Source organism: Brevundimonas goettingensis (assembly GCF_017487405.1).
Taxonomy (GTDB): Bacteria; Pseudomonadota; Alphaproteobacteria; order Caulobacterales; family Caulobacteraceae; genus Brevundimonas; species Brevundimonas goettingensis.
Genome location: NZ_CP062222.1, coordinates 2,741,669 through 2,758,481, shown reverse-complemented (window position 1 = coordinate 2,758,481; position 16,813 = coordinate 2,741,669). Strand labels below are relative to the sequence as shown.

The 16,813-nt window shown below is 65.0% G+C and carries 18 protein-coding genes; 13 read left to right on the top strand and 5 right to left on the bottom strand.

What is annotated here, in order from left to right:
- Window positions 1–24 precede the first annotated feature (24 nt).
- The 5 genes from IFJ75_RS13370 to IFJ75_RS13350 all read left to right on the top strand — a co-directional run bounded on the left by IFJ75_RS13370 (window position 25) and on the right by IFJ75_RS13350 (window position 4,986).
- Complete coding sequence (locus tag IFJ75_RS13370) at window positions 25–978, top strand: ATP-dependent DNA ligase (protein ID WP_207868681.1); 954 nt, start codon at window positions 25–27, stop codon at window positions 976–978.
- A 4-nt stretch (window positions 979–982) separates the two neighbouring features.
- Complete coding sequence (locus tag IFJ75_RS13365) at window positions 983–1,636, top strand: DUF4142 domain-containing protein (protein WP_207868680.1); 654 nt, start codon at window positions 983–985, stop codon at window positions 1,634–1,636.
- A 307-nt stretch (window positions 1,637–1,943) separates the two neighbouring features.
- Window positions 1,944–2,426 carry a DUF421 domain-containing protein gene (locus tag IFJ75_RS13360; protein ID WP_207868679.1) on the top strand — a complete coding sequence of 161 codons (483 nt, stop codon included), beginning with the start codon at window positions 1,944–1,946 and terminating at the stop codon, window positions 2,424–2,426.
- An 81-nt stretch (window positions 2,427–2,507) separates the two neighbouring features.
- On the top strand, window positions 2,508–2,909 hold the full coding sequence (locus tag IFJ75_RS13355; protein ID WP_207868678.1) for a DUF6766 family protein: 402 nt from the start codon (window positions 2,508–2,510) through the stop codon (window positions 2,907–2,909).
- Between the two features lie 4 nt (window positions 2,910–2,913).
- The gene (locus IFJ75_RS13350; RefSeq protein WP_225896817.1) at window positions 2,914–4,986 is read left to right on the top strand and encodes a glycoside hydrolase family 65 protein; all 2,073 of its coding nucleotides are present in this window, start codon (window positions 2,914–2,916) and stop codon (window positions 4,984–4,986) included.
- 19 nt (window positions 4,987–5,005) lie between these two features.
- On the opposite strand, the gene IFJ75_RS13345 is transcribed toward IFJ75_RS13350, so the two are convergent.
- Entirely contained in the window at window positions 5,006–5,167 is a 162-nt protein-coding gene (locus IFJ75_RS13345; RefSeq protein ID WP_207868677.1) for a hypothetical protein, read from the bottom strand.
- A 321-nt stretch (window positions 5,168–5,488) separates the two neighbouring features.
- On the opposite strand from IFJ75_RS13345, the gene IFJ75_RS13340 reads away from it, so the two are divergent.
- Complete coding sequence (locus tag IFJ75_RS13340) at window positions 5,489–5,668, top strand: CsbD family protein (protein WP_207868676.1); 180 nt, start codon at window positions 5,489–5,491, stop codon at window positions 5,666–5,668.
- A gap of 74 nt (window positions 5,669–5,742) precedes the next feature.
- On the opposite strand, the gene IFJ75_RS13335 is transcribed toward IFJ75_RS13340, so the two are convergent.
- Window positions 5,743–8,325 (bottom strand): HWE histidine kinase domain-containing protein, encoded by a 2,583-nt coding sequence (locus tag IFJ75_RS13335; protein WP_225896816.1) that lies wholly within the window; start codon window positions 8,323–8,325, stop codon window positions 5,743–5,745.
- A gap of 656 nt (window positions 8,326–8,981) precedes the next feature.
- Between IFJ75_RS13335 and IFJ75_RS13330 the strand changes: the two genes are divergently transcribed.
- From IFJ75_RS13330 to IFJ75_RS13300, 7 genes are all read left to right on the top strand, one after another.
- Complete coding sequence (locus tag IFJ75_RS13330) at window positions 8,982–9,179, top strand: hypothetical protein (RefSeq protein ID WP_207868675.1); 198 nt, start codon at window positions 8,982–8,984, stop codon at window positions 9,177–9,179.
- Window positions 9,180–9,269: 90 nt separating this feature from the next.
- A complete protein-coding gene (locus tag IFJ75_RS13325; protein WP_207868674.1) occupies window positions 9,270–9,476 on the top strand; it encodes a stress-induced protein in 207 nt (68 codons plus the stop codon).
- Entirely contained in the window at window positions 9,476–9,658 is a 183-nt protein-coding gene (locus IFJ75_RS13320) for a DUF3606 domain-containing protein (RefSeq protein ID WP_207868673.1), read from the top strand. Before IFJ75_RS13325 ends, IFJ75_RS13320 begins: the two co-directional genes overlap by 1 nt.
- Before the next feature lie 183 nt (window positions 9,659–9,841).
- Window positions 9,842–10,012 (top strand): hypothetical protein, encoded by a 171-nt coding sequence (locus IFJ75_RS13315; protein WP_207868672.1) that lies wholly within the window; start codon window positions 9,842–9,844, stop codon window positions 10,010–10,012.
- Window positions 10,013–10,240: 228 nt separating this feature from the next.
- A complete protein-coding gene (locus IFJ75_RS13310; RefSeq protein ID WP_207868671.1) occupies window positions 10,241–11,011 on the top strand; it encodes a histidine phosphatase family protein in 771 nt (256 codons plus the stop codon).
- Window positions 11,008–11,886, top strand: a complete 879-nt coding sequence (locus tag IFJ75_RS13305) for an NAD(P)H-hydrate dehydratase (RefSeq protein ID WP_207868670.1) — start codon at window positions 11,008–11,010, stop codon at window positions 11,884–11,886. Before IFJ75_RS13310 ends, IFJ75_RS13305 begins: the two co-directional genes overlap by 4 nt.
- A gap of 89 nt (window positions 11,887–11,975) precedes the next feature.
- A complete protein-coding gene (locus IFJ75_RS13300; protein WP_263972983.1) occupies window positions 11,976–12,449 on the top strand; it encodes a DNA-3-methyladenine glycosylase in 474 nt (157 codons plus the stop codon).
- 606 nt (window positions 12,450–13,055) lie between these two features.
- Here IFJ75_RS13300 and mmsB read toward each other — a convergent pair.
- The 3 genes from mmsB to IFJ75_RS13285 are packed head-to-tail and all read right to left on the bottom strand — an operon-like array spanning window position 13,056 to window position 16,634.
- Window positions 13,056–13,955 carry a 3-hydroxyisobutyrate dehydrogenase gene (gene mmsB / locus IFJ75_RS13295; protein WP_207868669.1) on the bottom strand — a complete coding sequence of 300 codons (900 nt, stop codon included), beginning with the start codon at window positions 13,953–13,955 and terminating at the stop codon, window positions 13,056–13,058.
- 28 nt (window positions 13,956–13,983) lie between these two features.
- Window positions 13,984–15,123, bottom strand: a complete 1,140-nt coding sequence (locus IFJ75_RS13290; protein ID WP_207868668.1) for an isobutyryl-CoA dehydrogenase — start codon at window positions 15,121–15,123, stop codon at window positions 13,984–13,986.
- A gap of 8 nt (window positions 15,124–15,131) precedes the next feature.
- Window positions 15,132–16,634 (bottom strand): CoA-acylating methylmalonate-semialdehyde dehydrogenase, encoded by a 1,503-nt coding sequence (locus IFJ75_RS13285; protein ID WP_207868667.1) that lies wholly within the window; start codon window positions 16,632–16,634, stop codon window positions 15,132–15,134.
- Window positions 16,635–16,813 lie beyond the last annotated feature (179 nt).

Here is a 16,813-nt window from a genome sequence, read left to right as displayed (position 1 = left end):
GTGCGACTTCTACACGGCACACCGATGGAGGCGCGTTCGCGACCAACACTGCCGGGCGGTCCCGGTTGGTGGTACGAACCCAAGTGGGACGGCTTTCGTTGCCTGGCCTTCAAGGCTGGTCCCAAGGTCGAGCTCGTCGCCAAGTCCGGAAAGCTGTTGAACCGCTTTTTCCCCGAGGTGGTCCAGCGACTTGCAGCGCTGTCCGACGATGTATTCGGGATCGACGGAGAGTTGCTGGCGCGGGACGGGGAGACGTTTTCGTTCGAAGTGCTTCAGGCGCGTCTTCATCCCGCAGAAAGCCGCATTCAAAGGCTTGCGCGCGAGACCCCGGCCGTCTTCGCGCTGTTCGATATGGTCGAGGACGTCGACGGCTCGGACCTGCGGCCCTTGTCCTGGTCGGAGCGTCACGCCAGGCTTGAGCGGTTTCTCAAGCGCCATCAGACGCCGGATCTGACCCTCACGCCCGGCACGGACGATCAGACGCGCGCCGAGGGATGGCTGACAGACGGGCGTCTCGAAGGCGTGGTCGCCAAGTCGATCGACGGCGCCTACCTCGAAGGCGAGCGAGCGATGATCAAGGTCAAGCGCGGCCGCACCGCCGACTGCGTCGTCGGCGGTTTTCGCTACGCTTCGTCCGGACCGATCGTCGGCTCTCTTCTTCTGGGCCTGTACGATGATCAGGGTCGGCTGAATCACGTCGGCCATGCCTCAGGCTTTGCGGGGGTCGACAAGGTTGAACTGACCCGGGAGCTCGAAGCACTGCGCGGCGGTGACGGATTCACGGGACGGGTCCCGGGCGGGCCCAGCCGCTGGAGCACTGAACGCTCCACGGTCTGGACGCCCTTGCGTCCGGACTTAGTAGTGGAGGTCGCCTTCGATCAGGTTTCGGACCACCGGTTCCGCCATGGCACGCGTCTGGTGCGTCGACGCCCGGACAAGGCCCCGGAACAATGTCGGATGGAGCAACTCGAGGCGTAACGCCTTGTGCAACCGTTGCCGTTCAACCGCGTTGGCTGCGCAAAGGGAGACTGTCATGATCAACAAATCCATTCTCGTCGCCGGCGCTGCTGTTCTGGCGCTCGCCGCCTGCAACAGGGAAACGGGCGGAGCGCCAGACCAACAGAACCAGGCTGCAAACGCGGTTCAGGACCATGCGGCAGGCGTTGTGGGAACCGTCGCTGCCCCGGCCGGCGCCGCCACGGACGAGGGCTTCGTAACCAACGCAGCGATCGGCGGAATGTACGAGGTTCAGGCCGGGCAGATCGCCGCCCAGCGCTCGACCAACCCGAAAATCAAGGCGCTCGGGGCCAAGATGGTCGCCGACCATGGCAAGGCGGGCGACGAGCTGAAACCGATCGCTGCTGCGGCCAACCTGGCGATCCCGACCGCGCTCGATCAGCGTCATCAGGGCCTGATCGACAACCTGCGCGGCGCGACCGATCAGGATTTCGACCGAGTCTATCTCCAGCAGCAGGAGGCGGCCCACAATGAAACCGCGATGCTGCTTACCGACTATGGCCGCGTCGGCGCGAACGCAGGACTGAAGGGCTGGGCCGCCAAGACCCTGCCCGTCGTCGAAATGCACAAACATATGGTCGATGAACTCGATGAGGCCAACGCCGACGCCGCACACTGAGGCGCTTGACCTCCAGACGGCAGAGCGGGCGGCGCCGATGGCGCCGCCCGTTTTCGTGTCCTGCGTATGAAGCCGCTGTCGACCCCTTGGTCTGGGTCACTGACGATGACGGGGCCTTCGCGGAGATGTCATTCGCGGGAATATCCGTCGCTTGCCAATGATGACCCTTGGAAGCGTCTCGCGTCAGGACCGAAGCGGGCCGTCACCGCGTCGCGCGTTTGACCATTCCGGTGAGGCCGGTGGTCGGAACTAGCTTGTGTCTGAAATCTTGTCCGTAAACGGATTAGATTTGGCCGCGGAGGCGCAGATGATCGACGCGTTGCAAGGTGAGGGCATCGGACCCGCATGTGCGAGAGCCGCTCTCAGCTTTATCATCGCCTGGGCCCTTCTCAAGGCCGGGAAAAAGCGCTTTCTCAAACAGGGAAGCCCGTTCGACGCGCTCTTGGCGATCATGACGGGCGCCGTCCTCGGACGAGGCGTTACGGAGGGCGGGGCCTTTTATCCCGCGCTCGCCGCTGCGGCCGTCATAACTCTGTCGCATTGGGGTTTCGCCAGTCTTGCGTTTCACGTCCCCGGGATGTCGCGCGTGATCGAGGGTCACCCCCGGACCCTGATGCAGAACGGTCGTCCGGACCCGGTACAGATGCGGCGCGCACTGGTGTCGGAGGACGATCTGCGTGAGGAACTGAGGCTTCGGACTGGTTCGGACGATCTCGGTTGGATCGATGCGGCCTGGCAGGAGAGGAGTGGTCGCCTGAGTCTCAGGCTCAAGCCTGGCGCCCCTCCCTGAAACACATGGACGTCGGCTGGGCGACAGAGAAACCGGAGCCGTTGTCACGCATTTCGCCCGACACATCCGACGGAGGGACTGATGCGACGCTATGCCTATGCCTGGATCACCCTGGCTTTCTTCTTCGTCTCGATCGCCCTGCACTGGCTGTTCGGATGGTACGCGTTTGTCGATGAGGCGAGAGATCATGGGGCCACGCCGCAACTGGCCGCCTACCTCGTCCTGATGGGGCGCGACACCTTCGAAAACTGGCAGTCCGAGTTCCTGCAACTGCTGTGGCAGGTCGTGGGCCTTGCCTATTTCCTCTACGTTGGATCGCCGGCTTCCAAGGAGAACGACGACCGCACAGAAGCCAAGATCGACGCTCTGTTGCAACTCATTGGCCAGGAGCGCGGCGAGGCCCTGATCCGGGAAATCGACGCCGCACACGATCGCCGGGGCGGTCACGCGCGGATCCATGTCGATCCGCCCTATGGAGCCTGAGCGGATGACAGAACCCCTCAATCCGCCCGATGAAACCGGACCTCGCAACGGCGATCTCCCGGCCTATGTCGGCAATGGCGTCATCGGTCTGCGCGTGCGCGAGCAGCCCTTGCAGACCGGCATGGCGATCGTCTCAGGCTTCGCTGGCGAACACCCGGAGCGGCGCGTCGAGGCTGCGGCGCCGGCGCCCTATCCTCTCGCGGGCGATCTTGCGCTCAATGGCGTTTGGCTCAACGACCAGCCGTCCGCCGTTTCAAATCTCGTCCAACGCTACGATTTCTCGACGGGAGAGCTGACAAGCGCCTTTCGTTTCGAGGCCGGCGGGGTGTCGGCGGAGGTCGTGGTTCTGACTTTCGCCAGCCGATCCGCGCCTGCGGTGGTGCTGCAGGAAGTGGAAGTGCGCGTCTCGGCCGCCTGCCAGGTCGGGCTGAGGGCCATCGTCGAAACGGCCGGTCTCAGAGGCCGCGTCGCGCGTCGGCGCACCGACACGCCAGGCGAACCCGAGCCGGCCTGCGACGGGTCCCTGTTGTGGGAGGCCGAAGGCGGCCTGAGCCAGTGCGGCTACGCGCTCTCGACGGAGATCGTCGGAGGGGGAAATGCAGAGCGAACTGTTCAGACCTGGGACGCCGCCGGACCATTGCGAACCGACTACAGGCTGCGCGCCCGGGCCGACAGGCCTGTGCGCCTCCGCCAGATGGTCGCGATCCTGCCGTCGATGCTGCACGAACGGCCTGACGAAGAGGCGACCCGGCGGATCGCACGGGCCCGGGCCACCGGGTTCGATGCGCTCAGACGGCGCAACCGGGAGGCCTGGGCGGACATCTGGAAGAGCCGGATCGTTGTTCATGGCGCCAGCGAACGCCATCAGGCGCTCATCGACGCTGCGGTCTTCTATCTCAACTGCTCGGTGCACGAAGCTTCGCCGGCAGCGACGTCCATCTTCGGTCTCGCGACCTGGCACGACTACACCTACTACTATGGGCATGTGATGTGGGACGTGGACGCCTTCTGCGTGCCGCCTTTGCTGTTCATGCAGCCGGACGCCGCCCGGGCCATCCTCGACTTCCGGACGAGAGGCCTGCCAGCGGCGCGCAGCAATGCGAGACTGTCCGGGCGTCAGGGCGCGCAGTTTCCCTGGGAAGCAGCGCCCCTGTCGGGCCAGGAGGCGGCGCCGGGGGCGGGCGAGAGCGCAGCGCATGAGGATCACGGCTCACTGCACACGGCCCGCGCCTTTGCCCTCTATGCCGACGTCACGGGAGACGAGGCCTTCCTGAAAGAGGCCGCCTGGCCTGTGCTGTCGGGCGTGGCGGACTGGATTGTGAGCCGGCTGACCCGCACCTCACGCGGACTGGAACTCCTGCGGGCGACCGGTCCCGCCGAGGTTCCCGAACCCCCGGATAATGACGCCTTCACCCTGATGGCGGCAGGCGAAATCCTTCGTCGGGCAGCGCATGCAGCCCAGCAGATCGGGCGGGAAATCCCCGAGGCCTGGAAAGAGGCCGCGCGGGATCTGTATCTGCCGGTGCGGTCCGACCACGTCATCGCCGCCCACGACGGCTTCCGCGTTTCCGAACCCAAGGGGGCGACGCCGTCCCCGCTTGCGGGCCTGTTTCCCTACGACCATCCTGCGCCGGCGATCGAGCGAAAGGCGACGCTTGAATTCTATCTCGCGCACTGGAAGGCCTACGTCGGCGCGCCGATGTTCCCGGCGCTCTATGTGACCTGGGCGGCGATGGCGGGGGATCGAGACCTGGCGCTCGAACTCTTCGAAGAAGGCTATGCGGCTTATGACAAAGGCCGTTTCCACCAATGCCTCGAATACCGGCCAGACCATCCCGACAGCCAGGTCGCTGCGGGTCCCTTCTTCGCAAACCTGGGCGGAATGCTGCTGGGTCTGACGCTCGGCCTGACGGGTCTGGTCGTTGACGACGGCGATCCCCAGAACTGGCCGCGGCGGCCCATCGTCCTCCCGCAAGGGTGGTCGGCGATCGAGATCGGTCGGGTGTGGGTCCGGGGACGGCCTATGCGTCTGATCGCGCGCCAAGGGGCTGAACGGGCAGAACTCACGCCCGAGTAACGGCTGCGCCTGTGGCAGTTCAGCTGTTCTCGTGCGAGCCTCGCACGGCCTGACCCACGCGGGCCTGGGCGCGAGCCAGGCGTTCGCCCTCCAGGACGTCGGTCCGGTCTTCTGCCTGTGTCGTGTCCGCCTTCGGAACAGGGCGGGGGCTGAGAGGGGGCGTCGGACTCTTGTCGGCCATCACAATCTCCTTTCCTGAAAAAGGCCGATTACGCGATCGAGTTCCGCAGGCCACCCGCAGGAGGCAAGCGTCCTCACGACAGGTGAGGCACAGGCTTCATCAGGCCTGTCGGTTCGATGCGACCCGACAGGGCGCCAGGCGCCGTTCCGCACCGACGACGCCCGGTGTCTGCGCGGGATGACACGAAGTGATGCGCCGAGCGCCTCAACCGCGTCGTCGACAGCTTGTCGGGGCCGGAACTCCACGCCGTGAGGCGCTTTCAGCCGTCGGACGGTCGCTACGACCCGTCTGCTGGCCGGCGATCGGCCGAGGAGATTTGTCATGAGCAAGGAAGGCATTGAAGGCGCCGCCCAGAAACATGTGGGTGAGGCCAAGGAAGGCGTCGGCAAGGCGATCGGCGACAACAAGATGGTCGCCGAAGGCTTGGGTGATCGTGCGGCCGGCGCGGCCAAGGAAACCTTCGGCAAAGCGAAGGACGCAATCCACAAAGCGACCGACTAGATCTCGATAGGGGGCCGCCGACCCGCTTCGGCGGCCTGACCTATAGAATTCGAGCCTTGTCTGCAGCGCATGACCTAGTCCTGAGGCGTCGACAACGCAGGCAGCCCGATCATCGCGGCCAGGACGCGCGCGACCTTTTCAAGGACGTAGGGCTTCTGGATCACTGGACGACCCCGGTGTTCCATTGGAAGCACGGCTTGTTCCCCGTACCCTGTCGCAAACAGGAACGGCACGTTCAACTCCATGAGGCGGTCCGCGACTGGATAACTGTTGCGGTCACCCAGATTGATGTCGAGCATCGCAATCGTGGGCGGGGCGGCCTCAATGCTCTCAAGCGCCGCCTCCAGGGTTGCGGCTGTCGCGACCGTGCTTGCGCCCAGGCGGCTGACGATGTCTTCGGCATCAAGCGCGATGATCAGACTGTCCTCGACGACAAGCACGTGGTGGCCGTCCAACACCGAGGTCGGGATGGCCTGGCTGTGACCGGCCTCAGGGCGCGGATACGTGATCGGTTGGCCGGTAATGGAGCGCGCCTCCGAGACATGGCGGGCCGGGATGCAGAACGTCGCCTGAACCCCCGAAGGGACGTAGTCGACGTGAGCCTTGCCGCCGAGGTCATAAGGGACCGAACGATCGATGATCGTCGTGCCGAAACCCTTGCGGGTCGGCGCTGCGACCGTCGGGCCCCCGGCTTCGCGCCATTCGAGGTTCAGGTCGCCTTTCGCGTTGCGATGCCAGCCAATGGTCACCCGGCCTGCGAGGGTTGAAAGCGCCCCGTATTTCGTCGAGTTGGTGACCAGCTCATGCACCACCAGGGCCATGGTCGAATAGGCCTGCGGGTTCAGAAGAATGGGCTCGCCCTCGGTGACGATGCGGTCTTGCTCGCTCACGAAGGCGGCAGCTTCGGCGTCGATCAGAGCCTGCAGCGGAGCCGGCCCCCAGTGGTCATCGGTGATCTGGTTGTGGGCGCGGGCCAAGGCGTGGATACGGCCGTCCACGACCTTGACGAAGTCCGACATGTCCTCGCCTGCAGCGGGTTGGGACTGGCGGATCAAACCGCGAATGACGCCCAGGATATTGCGGACCCGGTGATTGAGCTCGGCGATCAGGAGTTCCTGGCGCGCGCTGGACTGCTGGCGCTCGGCCGAGGCTTCGTCGGCCAGGCGCAAAACCACTTCAATCAGGGTGGCGCGCAAGGTCTCGGCCACCCGCTTCTCAGAGGCGGTGAACGGCCTGGAATGGCCTTCGACGAGCTCCTTCCATTCGGCGAAGCTCTCGCGCGGCGTCAGGCGGGGCCCGTTGGGTCCATATTCGACCGGCTTGTGAGGATCGCCGGCCCAGCGAACCGAATGGATGAGCTCGCGACGGAACAGCACGACATAGTCCCGCGGGCTTCGCGAGATCGGGATCGCCAGCAGGCCGGCGGCTTGAGACGCGAAGGCCTCGGCGCCCGGCACGATCGATCCGATATGGTCGGTCGCGAAGACCTTCCCGGCTGCCGTCCCGTTCAAAGCCCTCACGATACGGCGAAAATCGTCTAGGGACGGCGTTGTGCCCGAAAAGGCGTGTTTGCCCCCGATCCACACCCCGACACCATCGGCCTGGATAGCGTGGGTGAGGATGTCGCCGAGCCAGTCCGGATCCTTGAGGAGGGTTTCGTCCGACGCCACGGCTCCCAGCAACTGGTCGGAAATATCACGCGCGCGGCGTTCGTACTCGACCGTTTCCTGCCGTTCCCGACTTTCGAGACGCATCGAAAACATCTGCGAGAACAGCTCTGCGACCGAGCGACGTTCGAAGGTGGGACACCGGGGCGAATAGTGGTGACAGGCGAATAGTCCCCAGAGCCGGCCCTCGACAATGATCGAGATCGATAACGAGGCTCCGACGCCCATATTCTTCAGATACTCGATATGGATCGGCGATACCGACCGCAGGACGGACAGCGACAGGTCCAGCGGACGACCATTCTCATCCCGCTGCGGCAGCACCGGGACGGCGGGAGCGTTGACGTCCGTGATGACGCGCAACAGGTTACGTCGGTAAAGCTCGCGGGCCTGGGCTGGAATGTCGCTGGCCGGATAGTGCAGTCCCATGAATCTGCCGATGCCGGCGCGGACCGCTTCGGCGACCACCTCGCCATGCCCGTCGGCGGCGAAGCGGTAGACCATGACGCGATCGAAACCGATCAGGGCTCGGATCTGGCGAGCCCCCTCCTTGTAGAAGGCGTCGAAGTCCCCGGCCTGGTCCAGACGGGTGATCATCGATCGGACCATGCCCGTGGCGTCGCCATGTTCGCCTGACGCCGGCTCGCCCTCAATAACGATCTGACCCGCCGAAATATGGATCGCGACGTCAAAGGTCCCGGATCCGTCGACGAGTTCATAATCAAAGACCCGCTCGACAGCGTCGGCCCCGCGCAGCATGGCGGCGCGATTGCGCAGGTTGTGAACCGCCCTTTTTGAGAAAACGGTGTCGAGCGGCTGTCCGAACAGCGCGTCTGGCGAACGGCCGATGAAGTCGGCCACATTGGCCGAGACGCGGGCGATCAGCCAGTCGGACGTAAGAGCGATCAGGAAACCGATAGGCTGGATCGCGCCGAGAATGTGTATCGGCTCGCGATCGCAGTTGGTGAGGTCGACGGTCTCCGGATTCACGATGACAGGGCTCCGGCTTGATTGTGGAAAGCGTGTTCAAACATCGAGCGGACGACGGTGGCCCAGGTCGCCTGTCGTAGCCGGAAACGGGGCATTGTCTCGAGCGCCGTCAAGACACGAGTAGGCGAGGTCACGGTCGGCGCCGCCAGGGATGACGCAGAAGCACGCAACGCATCATTCTCCGCTGGACGCGGTTCGGCGTACTGGCTCGCGGTCCGGAAAATCAGGACGTCGCGCGATCGTCGGGGGAGTTCGCGTCATTTCAGTTTTCCTAGCGTTGGCATTCAAACATTTCAAATGCCACGCTGTTGACGCCCGCGTACGGCAGACGTCGTCTACCCGACATAGGGGGGCTCGGAGCGATTTGGCGGCGGCCAAACCCGGAACGCTGCGCCACCGACTCTGATAAAGCCACACGCATCGCGTTTTCGCATCGGTACCGGAGCGAGGTCCAGGCGAGCACAGGGACGCGTCTCGCCGCTGGCTGGGTCAGGCGAGATATTGCGTCTGCGTCTGCGCCTGCAAGGTCGTCTGCGTCGGAAGACATCGATGAAACGCGCATCGACGTCCACACGCGACAATCGGCATGGTCGCCTTCCCGACACAGAAACCAACGCGGATCGGAAGGGTTGGTCAAGGGATCAAAGGACGAACGTATGACCCATTCGACCGCTGAAACCGCCACCTCATCCGATCTCGGCGAACTGGCTCTCGCCATCGTATTTGAAGACCTCAGAGCACGGGTGTCGAAAGCCGAGTTGTCGGAGGCGGAAGCGAAGACACTGGTGGAGGAAGCCTTGCAAAGGTTTCCGCCCGAGCGTCATCCCGACCTGCACGCCATCGTCGCCGGATAGGCGCGCGCGAGACATTGGTTATCGCCGCCGCGTGGGTCAGCAAACCGTTCCGGCGCAACGCAATCAGACCAGCACAGAGAGGAGACTCCAATGGATATTCCCGACACGCCTGACAACGGCATCCGCCGGCGAGGCTTCGCTTCGTTGACACCGGAGCGCCGCAAGGAACTAGCCACACTCGGAGGCCGGTCGGTCCCCGAAGAAAAGAGAAGCTTCTCGCAAAACAGCGACCTGGCGCGTGAGCCCGGGCGCAAGGGCGGTACGCAATCGAGCCTTCAGAGGAAAGGAGACGCCTGATGTCGGACAACAAAACCAGCGTCGGCGGGCAGGACCGGGAGCGTATCAGCCTGTCGGAAGACTATGAGGTTCGCGATTGGGCGGCCAGGTTCGGCGTAAGCGAAAAAGCGCTCAGGGATGCCGTCGCTCGCGTGGGCGATCGAATGGAGGATGTTCAACGCGAGTTGGGCGGCCGCCAGTGACCGCCGGCGAAAAGCAGGCCTCCGGTCTCATTGTGGGCGGGCTCGGAGGTCCGGAGGACCAACTGCTGGAAGACGGGCAGGAGGAGGTCTTCGCCCGCGAAGAGATCGAAGCCGGATGCGTTGAGCACCATACAGGCGAGGAAGATTCCGCAACCGCAGACCGTGGGGTAAGGCGCAGTTCCGGTGGATCATGAGAAGCCGCCGGCGATCAAAAACCCGGCGCGTGCCCGCCGCGCCCTGGTGGTCATCGTCGGTGTGATCGCTGGCCTGGCGCTCGTCACCTTTATTCTCGCTTTCGGTCACCAGGAGAAGAAGGCGCCGGCTCCAGCAGGGGCGACGGTGTCTCTCCCCTAGAAGAAGCAGTTCCTGGCCGGTCAAAACCCCAGCCGGCGACCCAGGTTCCTGTTGACGAGGAACTCCGGCGGGCGACAGTCGGCCACGAGGTGCAAGGGTTGCTGTACGCCGGATTTCTCGGCGTACATCACCAACCGGCCCCTTTCACGGACACGCCTGGGCGTCCGCCAAGTGGCGGCGCCAAGTGGCGGCGCCAAGATCGCAAACGTGCGTTCAACCTCCGTCGCAATGCTTCAGCAGGTCCTCATGACATCTCCATGGCCATCGCATCTCTGGGTCGTTCGCCACGGCCAGAGCGCCGGAAACGTGGCTCGGGATCGGGCGCATGCGGCGGGCCTTGGGGAAATCGACCTCGACATACGGGATGTTGATGTGCCGCTCAGTGATCTGGGTCATGAGCAGTCTGAAGCGCTCGGCAAATGGTTTGCAAACCTTCCGGCAGATCAACGCCCGACCGTGGTCCTGACGTCGACCTACCTGCGCGCCCAGCAGACCGCGAAGGCCATCGCCGACGCGGGTGGGCTGGCGCGTTCGGATATCGCTTTTTGCATCGACGAACGGCTGAGAGAGCGGGAGTTCGGAATCCTTGATCGTCTGACCTCGCAAGGTATCGAAGCGCGATATCCTGAACAGGCCGAGGCGAGGCGGCGGCTTGGCAAATTCTACCATCGTCCCCCCGGCGGAGAGAGCTGGTGTGATGTGATACTTCGGCTGCGCGCAGCGCTGGACACCCTCAGTCTGCATCACCGGGATCAGCGCGTGCTGATCGTCGGGCATCAGGTCGTGGTCCTGTGCCTGCGCTACCTGCTGGAGGGCCTGACCGAGACCGAGATTCTCGCGATCGACGCGGAAGGCGACGTGGCAAACTGTGGGGTCACAGCCTATCGTCAGGCCGAAGACGGCAAGCTGGCTCTGGTCAGTTACAACTTCCTGGCGCCGCTCGAGCGGGAGGGGGCGGCGGTCACAACAGCGCCGGATGCAAAGGTGGCGGCCCGGTGAGCAACAAGCTTGATGCTGGCATCCTGGTCGCCCATCCGCTCCCGCGTCTGCCGGTCGGCAGCGACAAGGAGGATCGGGGGGCGGTGCTGATCGTCGGCGGCGAGACCGTGATGGCCGGAGCCGCCATTCTCGCCGGCCTGGCCGCCTTGCGCGTCGGATCGGGAAAACTGCAGATTTGCGCGGACCGTGACGGCGTCGCGGCCATGGCCGTAACGGTTCCCGAGGCGCGCATCGTCCCGCGCCGATCGCGTATGAGATTGGGGCCTCTCGTGAAGGCGGCCGCAGGCAAGGCGTCTGCCCTGGTCATTGGTCCCGGAATGGATGCGATGGCGCATGAGCGACGGTTGGCTCTTGCCCTGCTGGAAGCGACCCCGGAGTGTCCCGCTGTGATCGACGCCGGAGCGCTGCCGGACCAATCCGTCCAAGGCCTCTTCAGCCAGCTTTCGGGCGGCCGCACGATCGTCACGCCTCACGCAGGTGAAATGGCGGCGATGCTCGGACGCGACAAGGAAGCGATCAAGGCCGACCCGCTGAGCGCAGCTCGCGACGCCTCAGCGATACTTCAGGCCGTTGTGGTCCTGAAGGGCGCGACCACCTTTGTGGTTTCGCCTGACGGTGCGGCATGGCGTCACGAGGGAGGCGTTTCTGGCCTAGGCACTTCGGGATCGGGTGACGTCCTTGCGGGAGTGATCGGCGGAATGCTCGCCCGGGGCGCGGCTCCGGTCACGGCCGCGATGTGGGGTGTTGTCTTGCACGCCCAGGCGGGTGCGATGCTCGCTGAGCAGACTCCGTTGGGCTTCCTGGCGCGCGATCTTCTTAACGTTCTGCCGGACGCCCTGGCGCGTCTCGACGCAACGCCGGACGCAGTCCGCTGACCTCCGGCTCCGCTCTCGGCGCGATCCTCGGGTCGCCAGCGCCGGAGGTCGCTGCCAGACTCATCGGCGCCCATCTGGAGGTCAACGGCGTGGGCGGCGTGATTGTCGAGACTGAAGCTTATGACGCACTCGATCCTGCTTCGCACAGCTTCGTGGGCCGCACCCGGCGCAACGCACCGATGTTCGGACCTGTGGGCGGCGCTTACGTTTACCGGATTTATGGCCTGCACTGGTGTTTCAACGTCGTTTGCAATGCGCAAGCCCCCGGGAGCGCTGTCCTCATCAGAGCGCTGGAGCCGGTTCTCGGTATCGACGCCATGATGGAGCGCCGCGGAACAACGGGTTTGCGCGAGCTGTGCGCCGGACCCGGGCGCCTGTGCCAGGCGCTGGGTGTGACCGGCGTGCTGAACGGCATGCCGGTAACGCAGGCGCCCTTCCGGCTGACGTTGGCCCAGGACGTACGCGTCGTCTCGGGACCTCGGATCGGCATACGGCGCGGGGTATCGACGCCATGGCGTTTCGGACTTTCGGGATCCGCCTTCCTGAGCCGGCCTATGCCCTAGGGAGGACGGCCTCCGGGCTTCATGTCGGCCGCCAAACCGGGCTCCCCCTGTTCTCCCGATCGTCACAAGAACAGCGTCGGCGCCGTCTCAGATGGCTCATTCGGAGGTGAGAATGTTCACCACGCTGGGACCTTGGGGTGGTCTGGGCACGCGGATAAGAGCATTTCCGCACACCTATTCTGGACATCGGATGGGGATTCCTCTTTCCCGTTTTAGTCGTTGCTCCACACCAAACCGCATCCGGTCATGGCGATAGTCCGTCCCAGGTGCGACTTGCCACGCTCGCTAGTCGGATCTTCTGGGAGTCGGCTGCTGATCTGGCTCAAAGCAGAGGGCCTCGCGGAGCGAGATATAAACGCGAAAGAAGGGCGTTTAGCGAGCCTCAAATCGCGCTTCCGAGGTGAACATCGCGCCTGATCGCTGGAACGAAAAGGAACGAAAACAAGAACTGCGTGTGCAAATTTTGCACACACGACCGGCTAACTTATTGAAAATACTGAAGGAGTTGTCCGGTCCATCATGGGGGCCACCGAAAGCCGGTGGGCGGGCGCCTGTGTCATCCGGCGCCCTATAGTCGAAACGCGCGCGGAAGGCGACCGGACCCGGTCAGGCCTTCGGCAGGCCGTCCAGCTGGCCGCGCAGCATCTGCAGGATGGCCGAGAAGTCGCGACCGCCGTAGCCCAGGCCGTCGAACATCTGGAACAGGGCCTCCGCCTGCGCCCCCAGCGGTGTCGAGGCGCCGGCCTTGGCCGCCGCGTCCTGCGCCAGTTTCAGATCCTTCAGCATCATCGCCGTGGCGAAGCCGCCGTCATAGTTCCGGTTGGCGGGCGAGGTCGGCACCGGCCCGGGCCACGGATAATAGGTCGTGACGCTCCACGACTGCCCGGAGGACTTCGACGCGATGTCGTAGAATTTCACCGGGTCGAGACCCAGCTTCTCAGCCAGGGCCACGGCCTCGCAGGTCGCGATCATCGTCGCGCCCAGGATCATGTTGTTGCAGATCTTGGCCGCCTGTCCGGCGCCGTGATCGCCGGCGCGCATGGCGGCGCGACTCATGGGCTCCAGCGCCGCCTCGACCCGCGCGAACTGGTCCTCGGGGCATCCGACCATGAAGGCCAGGGTGCCCGCGTCGGCGCCGGTCGTGCCGCCCGACATCGGCGCATCGGCGAAGACATATCCCGCTTCAGTCGCCATCCCCGCCACCTTGCGCGCCGTGTCCACGTCGATGGTCGAGCAATCGATCAGCAAGGCTCCGGTCGGCGCCGCGCCGATGATGGATTCCGAATAGACCTTCAATACCTGCGGCCCGGCCGGCAGGACGGTGATGACCACATCGGCGTCCCGGACCGCTTCGACGACCGACCCGACCGGCGTGCAGCCCGCACCCTTCGCCCGATCCAGCGCCGCCTGCGACAGGTCGAAGGCCGAGACCTCATGGCCGGCCTTGGCCTGGTTCGCGGCCATGCCGCCGCCCATGTTTCCCAGGCCGATGAATGCGATCTTCATGGTCGTTCTTCCCTGTGATTTTCGTTGCTTACTGACGAAGCATTTCGCGTGCGGTGATGACCCGCATGATCTCGTTGGTGCCTTCGAGGATGCGGTGGACGCGCAGGTCCCGCACGATCCGCTCCAGCGGATAGTCCTTCAGATAGCCGTAGCCGCCGTGCAGCTGCAGGGCCTCGTCGGCGATCTGGAAACAGGCGTCGGTGGTCAGGCGCTTGGCCATGGCGCACCACTTCGTCGTTTCCGGATGGTCGTTGTCGATGGCCCAGGCGCCGCGCAGCACCATCAGACGCGCGGCCTCCAGATCGGTGGCCATATCGGCCAGTTTGAACTGGGTGTTCTGGAAGTCGGCCAGGGCGCTGCCGAACTGTTTGCGCGACTTGACGTAGTCGAGCGTGGTTTCCAGGGCGAGCCGCGACCCGCCCAGCGAACAGGCGGCGATGTTCAGCCGTCCGCCGTCCAGCCCCATCATCGCATAGCGGAAGCCGTCGCCCTCCTTGCCCAGCAGGTTGGCCGTCGGGATGCGGCAGTCATCGAACTGGACGATAGCGGTCGGCTGGGCGTTCCAGCCCATCTTCTTTTCCTGCGCCCCGAAACTCAGCCCCGGCGCATCCTTGTCGACGACGAAGGCCGAAATGCCCTTCGGCCCCGGCTCGCCCGTGCGGGCCATGACCACATAGACGTCGCTGCTCCCGGCGCCCGAGATGAAGGCCTTGGAGCCGTTCAGCACCCATTCGTCGCCTTCCAGACGCGCGGTGGTCCGCATCGCCGCCGCGTCCGAGCCCGAGCCCGGCTCGGTCAGGCAGTAGGAGGCGATGGCCTCCATCGTCGTCAGCGACGGCACATAGCGCTGACGCAGGTCGTATGAGCCGAACCGGTCGACCATCCAGGTCGCCATATTGTGGATCGAGATGAAGGCCGCCGTGGCTACGTCGCCGCGCGCCAGCTCCTCGAAGATGATCGCCGCCTCGACCCGGCCCAGCCCCGTCCCGCCGAAATCCTCGGAAGTATAGATGCCGCAGAAGCCCATCTCCGCCGCCTGACGCATGACGTCGACGGGGAAGGTCTTGTGCTCGTCCCACTCGGCCGAGTTCGGCTTGAGCAGGTCCTCGGCGAAGGCGCGGGCCGCGTCCTGAATGGCGCGCTGGTCGTCGTTGAGGGCGAAGTCCATGACGGGCCTCAGCCCATCGTCGGGATGACGAACGAGCTGTCGGCGTGCTCCAGATCACTGTCCGGCCAGCGGGCGGTGATCGTCTTGACCTTGGTCCAGAACTTCACGCCTTCCATGCCGTGCTGGTTGGTGTCGCCAAAGGCCGAACGCTTCCAGCCGCCGAAGGTGTGATAGGCGACCGGCACCGGGATCGGCACATTGATGCCCACCATCCCGACATTGACGCGGGCGGCGAAGTCGCGGGCCGCGCGGCCGTTCTGGGTGAAGATGGCGACGCCGTTGCCGTACTGGTGCTTCGACGGCAGCGACAGGGCCTCCTCGAAGCTGGCGGCGCGGACGATCTGCAGCACCGGACCGAAGATCTCCTCCTTGTAGGATTCCATCTCGGGCGTGACGTTGTCGAACAGCGACGGGCCGACGAAATAGCCCTTCTCGTGCCCTTGCAGGGTGAAGCCTCGGCCGTCGACGATCAGGTCGGCGCCGTCCTTGACGCCCTGGTCGATCCAGCCCTCGACGCGGGCCTTGTGCTGGGCCGTGACGACCGGGCCGTAGTGGGCGCCGGCGTCGGTCGAGATCCCGACGCGCAGTGTCTCGATCTCGGCGACCATCCGGTCACGCAGCTCGTCGGCCGTCTTCTTGCCGACCGGTACCACGACCGGCAGGGCCATGCAGCGTTCGCCGGCCGAACCGAAGGCGGCGCCCGCCAGATCCTTGACCACCTGATCCATGTCGGCGTCGGGCAGAACCACGCCGTGGTTCTTGGCGCCGCCCATGGCCTGGACGCGCTTATGGTTGGCCGCGCCGGTCTGGTAGACATAGTGGGCGATGTCGGACGAGCCGACGAAGCTGACCGCATGGATCAGCGGGTGGGTCAGGATGGCGTCGACGGCCTGTTTGTCGCCGTGCACGACGTTCAGCACCCCGGCGGGAGCGCCCGCCTCCATCATCAGCTCGGCCAGACGCACCGGCACCGACGGATCGCGCTCCGACGGCTTCAGGATGAAGGTGTTGCCCACCGCGATGGCCACGCCGAACATCCACATCGGGATCATGGCCGGGAAGTTGAACGGGGTGATGCCCGCCACCACGCCCAGCGGCTGGCGCATCGAATAGACGTCGATGCCGGGGCCCGCGCCCCAGGTGTATTCGCCCTTCAGCGCATGCGGGATGCCGCAGGCGAACTCGATGACTTCCAGCCCGCGCTGAATGTCGCCCTTGGAGTCGGCGATGACCTTGCCGTGCTCGGACGACAGCATCTCGGCCAACTGGTCCATGTTCGCCTCGACCAGGCGTTTGAACTCGAACATCACCCGGGCGCGGCGCTGCGGATTGGTCGAGGACCAGCCGTCGAAGGCGCCCTGGGCGGCCTGGACCGCGCGGTCCATCTCGGCGTCATTGGCCAGTTGCACCCGGGCCTGAACCTCGCCGGTGTTCGGATTGAACACGTCGGAGAAACGCCCCGAGGCGCCGGTGAAGCTGGTGCCGTTGATGAAGTGGTTGATCTCGCGCATCGGCTGAGTCCTGTTGGTTTCGTCCCTGTAGACGCCGATCTAGCAGGCCGGGCAGGGCGAGGGCATTGCAAAGTTGCCGTCACAGGCTTGCGAAAACGCATTGTCGCGCGGCATCTAAGCTTCTCCTGCGTCAACCCGTATATCCGCTAGCCTTGGCGTAACGAGGAAATGCCGGAGAG

What these genes read in the sequence shown, in the direction of transcription:
- IFJ75_RS13330 (WP_207868675.1), top strand. Translation starts at nt 8,982, where the DNA reads ATGACCCATTCGACCGCTGAAACCGCCACCTCATCCGATCTCGGCGAA.
- IFJ75_RS13325 (WP_207868674.1), top strand. Translation starts at nt 9,270, where the DNA reads ATGGATATTCCCGACACGCCTGACAACGGCATCCGCCGGCGAGGCTTC.
- IFJ75_RS13320 (WP_207868673.1), top strand. Translation starts at nt 9,476, where the DNA reads ATGTCGGACAACAAAACCAGCGTCGGCGGGCAGGACCGGGAGCGTATC.
- IFJ75_RS13345 (WP_207868677.1), bottom strand. Translation starts at nt 5,167, where the DNA reads ATGGCCGACAAGAGTCCGACGCCCCCTCTCAGCCCCCGCCCTGTTCCG.
- IFJ75_RS13290 (WP_207868668.1), bottom strand. Translation starts at nt 15,123, where the DNA reads ATGGACTTCGCCCTCAACGACGACCAGCGCGCCATTCAGGACGCGGCC.
- IFJ75_RS13355 (WP_207868678.1), top strand. Translation starts at nt 2,508, where the DNA reads ATGCGACGCTATGCCTATGCCTGGATCACCCTGGCTTTCTTCTTCGTC.
- mmsB (WP_207868669.1), bottom strand. Translation starts at nt 13,955, where the DNA reads ATGAAGATCGCATTCATCGGCCTGGGAAACATGGGCGGCGGCATGGCC.
- IFJ75_RS13310 (WP_207868671.1), top strand. Translation starts at nt 10,241, where the DNA reads ATGCTTCAGCAGGTCCTCATGACATCTCCATGGCCATCGCATCTCTGG.
- IFJ75_RS13340 (WP_207868676.1), top strand. Translation starts at nt 5,489, where the DNA reads ATGAGCAAGGAAGGCATTGAAGGCGCCGCCCAGAAACATGTGGGTGAG.
- IFJ75_RS13370 (WP_207868681.1), top strand. Translation starts at nt 25, where the DNA reads ATGGAGGCGCGTTCGCGACCAACACTGCCGGGCGGTCCCGGTTGGTGG.
- IFJ75_RS13285 (WP_207868667.1), bottom strand. Translation starts at nt 16,634, where the DNA reads ATGCGCGAGATCAACCACTTCATCAACGGCACCAGCTTCACCGGCGCC.
- IFJ75_RS13350 (WP_225896817.1), top strand. Translation starts at nt 2,914, where the DNA reads ATGACAGAACCCCTCAATCCGCCCGATGAAACCGGACCTCGCAACGGC.
- IFJ75_RS13360 (WP_207868679.1), top strand. Translation starts at nt 1,944, where the DNA reads ATGATCGACGCGTTGCAAGGTGAGGGCATCGGACCCGCATGTGCGAGA.